Source organism: Flexivirga caeni, assembly GCF_003724155.1.
GTDB lineage: Bacteria > Actinomycetota > Actinomycetes > Actinomycetales > Dermatophilaceae > Flexivirga > Flexivirga caeni.
The window spans coordinates 42674-53740 of record NZ_RJJQ01000006.1; the positions used below are offsets into that span (position 1 = coordinate 42674).

The 11067-nt window shown below is 65.8% G+C and carries 16 protein-coding genes, 1 tRNA gene and 1 pseudogene; 11 read left to right on the plus strand and 7 right to left on the minus strand.

Features of this window, described 5'->3' with window-relative positions:
- Positions 1–40 precede the first annotated feature (40 nt).
- Together EFY87_RS07920 and EFY87_RS07925 are read right to left on the minus strand one after the other, a co-directional pair.
- Positions 41–1171, minus strand: a complete 1131-nt coding sequence (locus EFY87_RS07920; protein ID WP_220093559.1) for a flotillin family protein — start codon at positions 1169–1171, stop codon at positions 41–43.
- Between the two features lie 165 nt (positions 1172–1336).
- Positions 1337–1576, minus strand: coding sequence for a hypothetical protein (locus EFY87_RS07925; RefSeq protein ID WP_123270943.1), 240 nt, complete (start codon positions 1574–1576; stop codon positions 1337–1339).
- 50 nt (positions 1577–1626) lie between these two features.
- On the opposite strand from EFY87_RS07925, the gene EFY87_RS07930 reads away from it, so the two are divergent.
- The 6 genes from EFY87_RS07930 to EFY87_RS07955 all read left to right on the plus strand — a co-directional run bounded on the left by EFY87_RS07930 (position 1627) and on the right by EFY87_RS07955 (position 5311).
- Positions 1627–2928 carry a glutamate-5-semialdehyde dehydrogenase gene (locus EFY87_RS07930; protein WP_123270944.1) on the plus strand — a complete coding sequence of 434 codons (1302 nt, stop codon included), beginning with the start codon at positions 1627–1629 and terminating at the stop codon, positions 2926–2928.
- Positions 2929–2996: 68 nt separating this feature from the next.
- Complete coding sequence (locus EFY87_RS07935) at positions 2997–3191, plus strand: hypothetical protein (RefSeq protein WP_123270945.1); 195 nt, start codon at positions 2997–2999, stop codon at positions 3189–3191.
- Entirely contained in the window at positions 3188–3796 is a 609-nt protein-coding gene (gene nadD, locus EFY87_RS07940; RefSeq protein WP_281276180.1) for a nicotinate-nucleotide adenylyltransferase, read from the plus strand. The genes EFY87_RS07935 and nadD overlap by 4 nt, the downstream gene beginning before the upstream one ends.
- 2 nt (positions 3797–3798) lie before the next feature.
- Positions 3799–4155 (plus strand): ribosome silencing factor, encoded by a 357-nt coding sequence (gene rsfS / locus EFY87_RS07945; RefSeq protein WP_123270959.1) that lies wholly within the window; start codon positions 3799–3801, stop codon positions 4153–4155.
- Entirely contained in the window at positions 4152–4799 is a 648-nt protein-coding gene (locus tag EFY87_RS07950) for a histidine phosphatase family protein (RefSeq protein WP_123270947.1), read from the plus strand. The genes rsfS and EFY87_RS07950 overlap by 4 nt, the downstream gene beginning before the upstream one ends.
- Positions 4796–5311 carry a DUF4442 domain-containing protein gene (locus EFY87_RS07955; protein WP_245988537.1) on the plus strand — a complete coding sequence of 172 codons (516 nt, stop codon included), beginning with the start codon at positions 4796–4798 and terminating at the stop codon, positions 5309–5311. The genes EFY87_RS07950 and EFY87_RS07955 overlap by 4 nt, the downstream gene beginning before the upstream one ends.
- A gap of 4 nt (positions 5312–5315) precedes the next feature.
- On the opposite strand, the gene EFY87_RS07960 is transcribed toward EFY87_RS07955, so the two are convergent.
- A complete protein-coding gene (locus tag EFY87_RS07960) occupies positions 5316–6047 on the minus strand; it encodes a hypothetical protein (protein WP_123270948.1) in 732 nt (243 codons plus the stop codon).
- Positions 6048–6215: 168 nt separating this feature from the next.
- Between EFY87_RS07960 and EFY87_RS07965 the strand changes: the two genes are divergently transcribed.
- From EFY87_RS07965 to EFY87_RS07980, 5 genes are all read left to right on the plus strand, one after another.
- Positions 6216–7031, plus strand: coding sequence for a siderophore-interacting protein (locus EFY87_RS07965; protein ID WP_123270949.1), 816 nt, complete (start codon positions 6216–6218; stop codon positions 7029–7031).
- 77 nt (positions 7032–7108) lie between these two features.
- Positions 7109–7184: transfer RNA gene (locus tag EFY87_RS07970), tRNA-Ala, on the plus strand.
- 163 nt (positions 7185–7347) lie between these two features.
- Positions 7348–7515: a hypothetical protein gene (locus EFY87_RS20280; protein WP_158607548.1), complete on the plus strand. Its 168-nt coding sequence runs from the start codon at positions 7348–7350 to the stop codon at positions 7513–7515.
- 72 nt (positions 7516–7587) lie between these two features.
- On the plus strand, positions 7588–7797 hold the full coding sequence (locus EFY87_RS07975) for a hypothetical protein (protein ID WP_123270950.1): 210 nt from the start codon (positions 7588–7590) through the stop codon (positions 7795–7797).
- A 153-nt stretch (positions 7798–7950) separates the two neighbouring features.
- Entirely contained in the window at positions 7951–8181 is a 231-nt protein-coding gene (locus EFY87_RS07980; protein ID WP_158607549.1) for a hypothetical protein, read from the plus strand.
- On the opposite strand, the pseudogene EFY87_RS21325 reads toward EFY87_RS07980, so the two are convergent.
- The 4 genes and pseudogenes from EFY87_RS21325 to EFY87_RS08000 all read right to left on the minus strand — a co-directional run.
- Positions 8095–8934: pseudogene (locus tag EFY87_RS21325) on the minus strand (recombinase family protein); the annotation flags it as partial. The gene EFY87_RS07980 and the pseudogene EFY87_RS21325 sit on opposite strands and share 87 nt — an antisense overlap.
- A complete protein-coding gene (locus EFY87_RS07990) occupies positions 8931–9563 on the minus strand; it encodes an ImmA/IrrE family metallo-endopeptidase (protein WP_123270952.1) in 633 nt (210 codons plus the stop codon). The gene EFY87_RS07990 and the pseudogene EFY87_RS21325, both read right to left, overlap by 4 nt.
- 28 nt (positions 9564–9591) lie before the next feature.
- Entirely contained in the window at positions 9592–9978 is a 387-nt protein-coding gene (locus EFY87_RS07995; protein WP_123270953.1) for a helix-turn-helix domain-containing protein, read from the minus strand.
- A 196-nt stretch (positions 9979–10174) separates the two neighbouring features.
- Positions 10175–10465: a type II toxin-antitoxin system VapB family antitoxin gene (locus tag EFY87_RS08000; protein WP_123270954.1), complete on the minus strand. Its 291-nt coding sequence runs from the start codon at positions 10463–10465 to the stop codon at positions 10175–10177.
- Between the last annotated feature and the right edge of the window lie 602 nt (positions 10466–11067).

Consider the following 11067-nt stretch of genomic DNA (forward strand, 5'->3'; position numbering starts at 1 on the left):
TTTCCGGGCCGCTGGCCCCGGGGCAGCTCCGGCCGGCCCGTCAGCGCTGGTTGTCGCCGCCCTGAGCCGGATCGTCCTTGGCTGCAATGCCCTTGGGCTCCGAGTGCGAAGGCAGGTCCTGGGCCGGCTTGTCCGAGCCGACCTCGCCGCGCAGCGTGTCGAAGATCGCGACACCCTGCGCTGCCAGGCCGGAGATCATGTCGGAGAGGCCGTCCGAGCCGTTCAGCATGGTGACCTTGGCTCCGGCCAGACCCTGTGCCGCCTTCTCGACGATCAGCGGCAGCTGGTTGATCAGCGCCTGGTCGAGCGCGACCCGATTGCTACTGGCGGCGGCTTCGGCCTGGATGCGGGTGCGCTCGGCTTCGGCGCGCGCCATGATGCGCAGCTTCTCCGCGTCGGCCTCGGCCGGCTTGATCACCTCGGCGACCAGCTGCTCCTCACGCAGCGATGCCTGCCGCTGGGCCAGCTCGGTCTTGGCGTTGATGACTTCCTGCTGTGCCTGGGCGTCCGAGAGCGGACCGGCCTGCGCCGCTTTCGCCTGTGCCGCTTGGGTTTCCGCCGCGAAGCCGGCCTGGGTGATCGCGGTGTCGCGCTCATACTGCGCCTGCTGCCGCAGCGACTGCTGCTGTGCTTCGGCAGCTGCCTGGTCGGCGTTCGCCTGCGCGATCTGGGCCTGCTGCTGGATGCGCGCGTTGTGCGGCGCAGCCATCGCCCGGATGTAGCCGAGTCCGCCATCGTCGATGTTCTGGATCTGCAGGGCGTCGACGATCAGGCCCATCTTGGCCATCTCGCCCTTGGACCCGTCGAGCACCTCGGTGGCCAGCTTCTGCCGCTCGGTGATGATCTCCTCGACGGTCATCGAGCCGATGATCGAACGCAGGTGTCCGGCGAAGATGCGCCCGGTGAGGGTCGGCATCTGCCGCTGGTCGGAGAGGAATCGCTGGCCGGCGTTCACGATCGACTCGGTGTCGTTGCCGACCTTGGCGGCAATCACCGCGCGCACGGTGAGCGCGATCCCCTGTTTGGTCACACATGGCTCCTCGACCTCGGACTCGAAGAGCGACAGCGACAGGAACTGCACCTTGCGGAAGACCGGCACGACGAAGGCGCCGTGCCCGGTGACGACCTTGAACGGTGCTGCCGCACCGCCGCGCCCACCTGAGATCAGCATCGCTTGATCGGCTTGCGGGACCCGATACCCAAACATGTTCGTTCCTGTCTTCCCCGAATGCTCGCCGGTCCGCCCGGCGAGTCGTGACACTGGCATACCACCGCTGCGTGCAGAGTGCCCGAGCGGGTGCGTGATCATGGACGCACCGTCCGCGGCTCGTGGTTCCTAGAGCACGAGCAGCGAATCCCGGCGTTCACCCCAGGCGACGACGGTCACTTCCCGGCCGCCGAGATCCTCCACGACATACACCTGCTGATCCTTGGGCAACGGCAGTGCCGAGTATGCCGTGAACGTCTCGCTTCCGCCGCGGATGGGCACGACCACCTCTCCTGGACCCTCCTCACCACGGGTCGCCACCGTCAGGTAGCCGAGCCGGCCGATCGGCGAGGCCTCGGCGGTGTCCATAGCCCAGGATCGTACGACGCCAGCGGCTGCTCCGCTCGTACCCTGGTGCCATGACGAGCACGATCGACCACCTGCAATCCGGCGCCGCGAGTGACTCCGCGGAGCGCGTCCACCACGCGGGGCGCGCGGCACGTGTCGCCGCCAAGCAGCTCGCGGTGCTCACCCGGGCGGACAAGGACGCCGCGCTGGCCGCGCTGGCCGACGCCCTGGTCGCCGCGACCGCGTCGATCGTGGCCGCTAACGAGTCCGACCTGGCGCGCGGGCGCGGGTCGGGGATGCCCGAAGGCTTGCAGGACCGGCTGCGGCTGACCCCCGAACGCGTCGCCTCGATCGCCGACGCGCTGCGGCAGCTCGCCGCGCTGCCCGACCCGGTCGGGGACGTCGTACGCGGCTCGACCCTGGCCAATGGCCTGCAGTTGCGGCAGGTTCGCGTGCCGATGGGCGTCGTGGGGATGGTCTATGAGTCGCGCCCCAATGTGACGGTCGACGCTGCCGGTCTTGGCCTCAAGAGTGGCAACGCAATGATCCTGCGTGGCGGTTCGGCGGCTGCCGAGACCAACCGGGTGATCGTCGAGGTGCTGCGCGATGCGCTGTCCCACCAAGGCATTTCGCCGGACGCGGTGCAGTTGCTCGACGGCGGGCACGAGGATGTCGACGCGTTGATCACCGCTCGCGGGCTGGTCGACCTGGTGATCCCGCGCGGCAGCGACCGGCTGATCCAGGCAGTCGTGCAGGGTGCGACGGTGCCGGTGATCGAGACCGGTGTCGGCAATTGTCATGTCTATATCGACGCCGCTGCCGATCCGCAGCAGGCTGTCGCGATCGCACTGAACTCCAAGACCGACCGGCCGAGCGTCTGCAACGCCGCCGAGTCGCTGCTGGTGCACCGTGACATCGCCGACAGCATCCTGCCCGTCCTGTATGACGCCCTCACCGCCGCGCAGGTCACGCTGCACGCCGACGACAGGGCCTCCCAGGTTGCGGAACGCGTTGGGGCGCCATACGTTCCGGCGACGGAGGAGGACTTCGCGACCGAATATCTCGACCTGCAGCTGAGCGTCGCCGTCGTCGACGACCTGGCTGCCGCGATCGCGCACATCGACCGTTTCGGTTCGGGGCACACCGAGGTGATCGTGACGCAGGACCGCTCCGCCGCCCGGAAGTTCGTCGCCGAGGTCGACGCGGCCGTCGTCGCGGTCAACGCGTCGTCGCGGTTCACCGACGGCGGGGAGTTCGGCTTCGGCGCCGAGATCGGCATCTCCACGCAGAAGCTGCACGCGCGCGGCCCGATGGGGCTGCAGGAGCTCACCAGCACCAAGTGGGTCGTCGAGGGCGACGGCCAGATCCGCTGAGTGGGGAACTCACCGTTACTCGGTCGGTCGGTGCGCCCGCGAACGTCATACCCGATAGGCTGTGCACCATGAGGTCGTCCCTGGTCAAGCTCGCTGCCGACTCCAACGTGCCCAAGCTGGAGGAGCACCACCTGCCCATGCCGCACTGGATGTATGGCGGCCTGGCGTTCATCGTCTTCCTGGCGTTGCTCGGTGTGCTGTGGACGTTCCGCAACACGGCGGCGGACCAGGCTTCCGCCGACGAAGGGGAGAAGGAGCACTGACCGTCCGGCTGGGCGTGATGGGCGGCACGTTCGACCCCATTCACCACGGCCACCTGGTCGCCGCCAGCGAGGTCCAGACCCAGCTGGGCCTGGACGAGGTCATCTTCGTGCCGACCGGCCAGCCGTGGCAGAAGGAAGGCCGCAACGTCACCCCGGCGGAGGACCGCTACCTCATGACGGTCATCGCGACCGCCTCCAACCCACGCTTCACCGTCAGCCGCGTCGACATCGACCGGCCGGGACCGACCTACACGCTCGACACGCTGACCGACCTGCGGCGTGAGCGTCCTGACGCCGAGCTCTTCTTCATCACCGGAGCCGACGCGCTCGCGCAGATCCTCTCCTGGCACGGTGTCGCGCAGATGTGGCCGCTCGCGCACTTCATCGGGGTCACGCGCCCGGGGCACGTGCTGTCCGACAAGGGACTGCCGCGGGAACACGTCCAGCTGATGGAGGTGCCGGCGATGGCGATCAGCTCCACCGACTGCCGGCAGCGCGTCGTCGACGGCGAGCCCGTCTGGTACCTCGTCCCCGACGGCGTCGTCCAGTACATTGCGAAATACCAGCTCTACCAGCCGAAATCCGGCGCAACGAAGGAGGCATGAAGGTGACCGCGACCGTCCGGGCCGTCGATCTGGCCAAGGCCGCAGCCGCCGCAGCGGAGGACAAGCTCGCCACGTCGGTGATCGCGATCGACGTGAGCGATCAGCTCGCCCTGACCGACGTCTTCGTGGTCGCCTCCGGTGAAACCGACCGCCAGGTCACCGCGATCGTGGACGCGGTGCTGGAGCGGCTGCACGAGCTCGGTGCCAAGCCGGTCCGCCGGGAAGGCAACCGCGAAGACCGTTGGGTGCTGCTCGATTTCGGCGACATCGTGGTGCACGTACAGCACGACGAGGAGCGCGAGTTCTACGCCCTCGACCGGCTGTGGCGCGACTGCCCGACCATCGATCTCACCCAATGAGCGAGCCGCGTCGCCTGGTCGTATGGCGCCACGGCGAAACCACCTACAACGCGACCGGCCGCTGGCAGGGACAGCTCGACGTCCCGCTGTCCGACCGCGGCAAGCAGCAGGCTGCCCAAGCGGTGGAAGCCCTTGCGGCATATGGCATTTCGCAGATCGTGGCATCCGACCTGAGCCGGGCCGCGGAGACCGCGCGGGCGCTCGCGGAGTATGCCGAGCTGCCGCTGCGCTTCGACGAGCGGTTCCGTGAGATCAACGCAGGGATCTGGCAGGGGCTCACCGGCGGCGAGGTGCGCGCCCGCTTCGGAGACGTCCACAATCGCATTACCGCCGGTGAGGATCTGCGACGCGGGGAGACCGGCGAGACGGTCGCCGAGGTCGCGCAGCGGGTGCAGGAGGGCGCGTCCGACCTCGTCGCCGGTATGGCGCCGGGGGAGACCGCCGTCATCGCGACCCACGGATTCGCCGGGCGTGCGCTCTGCGCCGCGCTCACCGGCATACCGCAGCAGGTCGCGATCGACGCGCTGCAGGGCATGAGCAACTGTCACTGGGCGATGCTCGTGGAGTATGCCGGAGGCTGGCACCTCGCCGGCTGGAACCTCCGGCAGCCGGTGGACGCGTTGGCCGGAGTTCGGTCGCGATGAGCCGCATCGGCGCTGCGGCGCGAGGCGTGAAATCGTCGAAATTCGCTGCGCGCCGGACGATTTCGCCGCGCTGGTTCGCGCGGGCGATGAGTCTCTACCCGCCGTTGCTAGGTGCCGGCATCCGGGTCGTGGAGTTCTCCGACGACTGGACGGTGTGCCGCACCGAGCTGCGGCTGAACCGGCTCAACCGCAACCAGCAGGGCACGGCGTTCGGCGGCTCGATCGGCTCGATGTCCGACGCGTTCTTCGCGCTGCTGCTCTGGAACCAGCTCGGCAAGGGCTACTACGTCTGGGACACCAAGGCCGAGATCGACTACCTCAGCCCCGGCACCGGCACGGTGCACGGCCGTTTCGAAGTGCCTCGTGAGGTGGCTGAGGAGGTCCGCGCCGCAGCGGCATCCGGCGACAAGGTGTTGCGCTGGTTCGAAACCGACCTCACCCTGGACGACGGCACGGTCGTCGCACACGTGCGTCGACAGGTCTACGTGCGCAGGCGCTCCGACTCGCGGTGAGCGGTCACGGCGTGAGGGTCCAGTGGCCTTGCCCCTCGACCACCACCGGCACCGGCCCTGCGGGCATGGAGAACTGGGTTGCGGGCTGGTTGGGCGTGGCGCTGGCCGGGATGCTGTCCGCATTGCTGGCGCCCGTGCGGGTGAATGGCGTGAAATCGCCGTAATAGCGGTTCAACTCCGCCGTGGCTGCGGCCCGCGACATCGACGCGCCTGGCTGCAGTCCGACGGTCGGTCCGTAGGTTGCTAGCCCGGCCGGTTCGCGGTTCGCCAGGCGCAGGCTGACAACCTCGCAGGCGCCGAAGGCGATGAGTACGACGAGCGCAATCACATTGGTAGCAAACACGATTCGGCGCGGTGTCCGCCCTGGGTGTTTCCGGAGGTCGCGGATCACGAACACCGCCCACGTCGCGAGCAGGAACGCGCCGATCGCGATCAGCACGGTGCCCTCGGCCACGAGCTCGCTGTGGCTCGAGGTGACGACCTTGCTGCCGGCCCGCGACGAGTGCTGCACCACCCAGGGGTGCCAGTTGGCGATCGGACTGGCACCGACGAGCACGAATGCGGCCCCGGGAATCCACAGCAGCCAGGCCAGCGCGATGCGGCGCACCTGTCGCGGTAGCAGCAGCAGGTAGATGCCCGCCGTGGCGAACATCACGAAGAGCAGGCACGTTCCGAAGAGCAGCCGCACCGGCGTGGTGGCGTCGGGTATGTCGACCGCCGTTCCGAGCACGATCACCAGCCCGAGCCCGGGCAGAGGATGTCTGACGGTCGGGCAGGTTTGGGCACGGGCACACCGTATGGACGGTTCCTGACACTTCGCTCGTTCCGCAGTCGGAGGTGCCGCGACTCGTCGTGCTCCAGACTCACCGGTAAGTTAGGTCTACCTAAACTCAAGGAGTGCTCAATGCCCCGTTCGCGTATGCCGCACGAACTGCACGTCGTCTCGACCGAGAACGTCACCCCGCACCTGACCCGGGTCTGGTTCACCGGGCCGGGTTTCGACGCGATCGCGGCACGCACCGAGACCGACGCCTACGTGAAGCTGGTCTTCCTCGCGGACGGTTTCGATTACCCGCAACCGCTCGACCTGGGCGTCGTGCAGGAGACGCTGCCGCCGGAGGCGCAGCCGACGCTGCGTACCTACACGATCCAGCAGGTGGATGACGAAAACCGCCGATTCGCCATCGATTTCGTCGTGCACGGCGACGAGGGGATCGCCGGACCGTGGGCGGCATCCGCACAGCCGGGGGACCGGCTGCCGATGATGGGCCCGGGCGGCGGCTATTCGCCGAGCGCGGATGCCGACTTCCACTTCCTGGTCGGCGACGAGACCGCGCTGCCCGCGATCAGCGCCGCGCTGCAGGCGATGCCGTCCGGCGCCCGTGGCGTTGTGTATGCCGAGACCGGTGATGTCGCTGACGAGGTCGAGCTTCCGTTGCCGGACGGTTTCGAGGTGCACTACGTGCGGCGCACCGGTGAGGACCACAGTGCGCTGCGCGACGCGGTCGTGTCCGCCCCGTGGCCCGACGGGGCCGTGCACGTGTTCGCGCACGGCGAGGCCGAACTCACCATGCGCGGCCTGCGCCCCTACTTCCGTGGGGAGCGCAACGTCCCGGCCGCGCTCGCCTCGATCTCGGGCTACTGGCGGCACGGCCGCACCGAGGAAGCCTTCCGCACCTGGAAGCGCGACCTCGCCGAACAGGACGCGAAGAGCGCCTGAGGGCAGCCGATTTGGTGCAGCCTCCCGTGGCTGGCTAGAGTATGGCGGTCGCCGGTTCTCCGGTGATCACCCACTCTGGGGCATTGGCGCAGTTGGTAGCGCGCTTCCATGGCATGGAAGAGGTCAGGGGTTCGAATCCCCTATGCTCCACCAGAACCGTCCTACTCGAACCAACGACGTCCTGAACGTCGCGAGTGGTGCGGTTTGGTTCATCCCAAGCAAGGAGCGCCTCCCTCACGGAGGCGCTTTTTTGTCCCTTTCGTGTGGTTGGGGTTGCCCCTCGGATCTTGGTGCCCTCGATGCGGAGCCACTCCGTGTGGACGTCAAGGAGGGTCAGGAAGGGGTCGTTGACGACTGCTTGATCGGCGCCGTGGTGATCGTCGACGTAGAGGGCTTTGAAGAAGACGTAGTTGAGGTGGCGGCGGATCTCGTCGATGGTGCCTTCGTAGAGGGTGTCGATGTCAGAAGCCAGACTCGCTGCTGAGGTCAGGATGCGTGCGCCGGTCGTCAGTTCGGTGTCGATGTCAGTGAGGCGTATGGCGACGCTGTCGCGGCGTTGGCGGATCTCGTTCATTTTCTGGCGAACGATGACGCGATCGAGGGTGGCGTCCATGACGGCATCGACGAGGTTACGCTCACGCTCGTCGAGCTTCTGGAGTTCGCTGTTCAGAGAGCTGCGCATCTGGCGCGTTGTTGCGTCGTGGTTGGCAACAGCGTCTTCGAGGGTGCCCTTGAAGCCGTCGGTGAAGTCTTGGGTGAGTGCTAGTTCGCGGTAGATGTCGCTGAGCTTCTGCTCGATGAGTTGTACCGGCAGGTACGGCAGGTCGCAGTCGCCGATCTGCCGTCCGCGACAGAAGTAGTAGGCGTAGCGGTCGCCGTTGCGTCCGGTGGCTTCGGTGTAAACGAGTCTGGTTTCGCGGTGTCGCTCGGTGTGGCAGCGGTGGCAGCGGAGTTGACCGCGGAGGTAGTGCTCGAGGATGCGGTCACGATTGCCCTTGGCGGAGCGGCGCTCGTAGATTTCTTGAACCCGCTCGAACAGATCGTGGTCGACGATTGGCTTGTGGTTGCCGTCGTACAGTTCGCCCTCATAGGAGGTGTATCCGGCGTAGTACGGGTCGGTGAGCACTCGATGGAGGGTGTTTGCGGATAGCGGCCGCTCGGCCTTCCACCTGCCTGCGGGCCGAGCATGCAGGCCGTGATCGTCCATGGCCTCTTGAAGAGCTTCGATGCTGTACTTGTCCGTGGCGTAGAGCTCGAAGGCGAGGCGCACCAGAGGTGCTCGCTGCTCGTCGATGATGACGGTGTTGACCTGTCTGCCGTCGCCGATGTCGATGCGGGCGTTGAGGTAGCCGATCGGCGCACGGGAGATGGTGCCGCCGTTCTTGGCCTTGTGTGCCATCTTGAGCTTGATGTCCTGCCCGGACTGCTTGTTCTGGCTGTCGTTCATGACGTCCTGCATCGTTTCCATGGCTTCGGCTTGGATGCCTTCGCCGAAATCGTCCTTGGTCGAGACGATGCGGACGCCGAGTGCGCGGAGTGTTTTGCGCGTGAGCACGGCGTCTTCGACGTTGCGGAAGGCACGTGAGCGCGCGTAGACGAAGACGTACCCGACGTTGGGGTGTTCGGCGAGGTATGCGAGCAGTCGGCGGAACTCTGGTCGTTTCTCGATGGTTTGCGCGGACTTGCCGGGCTCGACGAACTCCTCGACGATGGGGACGTTCATGTTGGCGGCTTTGCGGTCGCATTCCTCACGCTGGGTCGCGATGGAGTTGCCGTCGCGGTCAATATCTGCGGCAGTGTGGGTCTGCCGGACTGACGACACACGTAGGTAGTGCACACCGTCCTTCTTTTCGGTGAGCCCAGCGGTTTGGGCGCGGCGCTGGTACTGCCGGTGGCTGCTCATGCGTGACTCCTCGTGAGGTGAACTGGACGAAAGCGTTGGTCGTGCCCGGGTGTCGTCGACACCGGACGGGCGCAGCGTGGCGGACGGGTGAAAATCTGTGGATCGACGAGCCCGGTCTGTTCGAGTCGCACGCGCACGGCTTCTTGGCTGACGCCGAAGTATCTGGCCAGTTGATCGGTCCGCTGGGTGACGGTGCAGAAGACGCGTTTCAGATCCCGCTTCGGCATCAGGGCGCAGGCGGCGAAGTAGTCAGCAGCGCGTTCGGCTTGCCATTCGGAGCGGTAGAGACGCTTAGCGGAGGCGTGGTCGATGATGTGCTTCAGTTCATGGAGCAACGTGAAGCGTTGCCGTGCCATGCTGTCGCTCTCGTTGAGCGCGATAATCCACGTGTGGCCGTCCCAGCAGCTGAGGCCGCTGGTTGGCAGTGGTTCGCGCACGATTGTCAGGAACGGCAGTTCGGCCAGGTCATGTTCGTGGATGCCGTCGTGGCTCGCGTGAAGGAGCTCCACGAGGTGGACGGCTTGCCGTTCAGCAAGAGTGCGGGCGTCGTCGTAGTCGATGTGGCCGAACGGTGTGAGGCTGCGGAGGCTCATCAGGATAGATTTCGATTGTGGTGCTGGTTGGTTCATGGGAGCCTCCTTTCGGTTATCAGGTTGGTTAGATTTCGTCTTCGCCGGGACGAGGACCGGAGTTGTTCGGCTCGATGCCGTATTTTTTGGTGATGTCAGCGATTTGTTGCAGGGCCGTGTCTGGCATCTTGGGGTATTTGCTGCGGAAGTACATCGTGAGGGTCGGCAGATCACCTGACTGTTCGTAGCCAGCCGCGAGGTACAAATCGGCGAGTGGCAGATCAAGTGCTTGAGCGAGTCGCTGCAGTGATGATTGGTCGGGTTGCACGGTGCTGCCGTCTTCGATCTTGAAGAGCGTGCCCTTAGAGATGCTGGTCAGAGCCGCTAACTGTCCGTACGATAATCGCTTCTCCGTACGAGCCTCGCTGACGAGGTTGGCAAGTTTTTTGTTTCGTTGCGGGGTGTCTAGGTTCATGGGAATTCCTTACATTGTCAATTATACGCCCACCGTTTTGCGAATAGAACGATTTTGGCAAATTCCACAACGTTATTGAACCAAGGATTTCCTCTCCTCCGTTCGCCCATTTTGTTGGGGTCGGAGTCAGGGAGCGTGAATGCTCTACCTGACTCCGACCGGTGAGTGGATGGAGGTTGCGAGCCAGCTGAACGGATCAGCTGGTCGCGGACTTGCGTGCGGTACGTGGCTTGCTCGGCTCCACCGGCGTGGTGCCGAACAGCGCCTCGATGGCCGCGCGTTGCTCGTCGGCTTGCCGGGCGATGGCGTCCTGGAACTTGCTCGCCTTGGCGGCGGTTTCCGGGTTGGCTGCCATCGCCTCGACTTCCTTCTCGATCGCGGTGCGGATCGCATCGGTGATCGAGATGCCGGTGAGCTTGGCCAGAATGGTGAGCTGGTTGTGCAGGTCACCGTCCAGGCGGATCGCCAGCGTCTTCACGTCAGACATGACGACCTTCTCCTTCCTGAGGGTTCTTGCGACTTGCAGCAATTGGTGCAAGTTCCCACCGTCCTCGGGGTGGTGCAGCCCTCCACGTCGTGATGATGTGAAGTGGTTGCAGATTCCCGAGGAAGCCGTAGCAATCGGGCATCGAGCGCTCACCGGTGCTGGCCGCGACATGCGCGGCAGTCCACCAAGTTGCAGCGGTAACTGACGGATCAGTCGAGCTGTGCCGACGAGGAGCTGTGCCAGGAGGCTGAATAGACCATCGGAGCTTGGCCTGCTTCCCAAACGGGCGGTTATGTGCCATCCTGTCGCGCAGAGGCGGCTTGCAGGCTGCTTCGGTCCGCCGATCGGCGGCCAAATTTATATGAGTGCTCAGGAACCGCGCTGCGGGCTCCGAAGCGACTAGCAGTCTTACCGGCTGTGCCTAGGCCCTCCTGTTCCCGCGGGAGGGCTTTTGGTCTCGCGACCCCTTGTGCTGGGTATGACACGGGTGTAATTTGCCTGTAGCTCCACCTGAGTCGTGCCACTTTGTGAGGAATCGCGGGTTCGGTTTGTGTTTGTGCTGGTCAGCGGCGTGGGCTGGGGTGGGTTGACACACTAATCGG

Coding starts and splice junctions, on each gene's coding strand:
- EFY87_RS07920 (WP_220093559.1), bottom strand. CDS start 1,171: ATGCTGATCTCAGGTGGGCGCGGCGGTGCGGCAGCACCGTTCAAGGTC.
- EFY87_RS07925 (WP_123270943.1), bottom strand. CDS start 1,576: ATGGACACCGCCGAGGCCTCGCCGATCGGCCGGCTCGGCTACCTGACG.
- EFY87_RS07930 (WP_123270944.1), top strand. CDS start 1,627: ATGACGAGCACGATCGACCACCTGCAATCCGGCGCCGCGAGTGACTCC.
- EFY87_RS07935 (WP_123270945.1), top strand. CDS start 2,997: ATGAGGTCGTCCCTGGTCAAGCTCGCTGCCGACTCCAACGTGCCCAAG.
- EFY87_RS07950 (WP_123270947.1), top strand. CDS start 4,152: ATGAGCGAGCCGCGTCGCCTGGTCGTATGGCGCCACGGCGAAACCACC.
- EFY87_RS07955 (WP_245988537.1), top strand. CDS start 4,796: ATGAGCCGCATCGGCGCTGCGGCGCGAGGCGTGAAATCGTCGAAATTC.
- EFY87_RS07965 (WP_123270949.1), top strand. CDS start 6,216: ATGCCCCGTTCGCGTATGCCGCACGAACTGCACGTCGTCTCGACCGAG.
- EFY87_RS07990 (WP_123270952.1), bottom strand. CDS start 9,563: ATGAACCAACCAGCACCACAATCGAAATCTATCCTGATGAGCCTCCGC.
- EFY87_RS07995 (WP_123270953.1), bottom strand. CDS start 9,978: ATGAACCTAGACACCCCGCAACGAAACAAAAAACTTGCCAACCTCGTC.
- EFY87_RS08000 (WP_123270954.1), bottom strand. CDS start 10,465: ATGTCTGACGTGAAGACGCTGGCGATCCGCCTGGACGGTGACCTGCAC.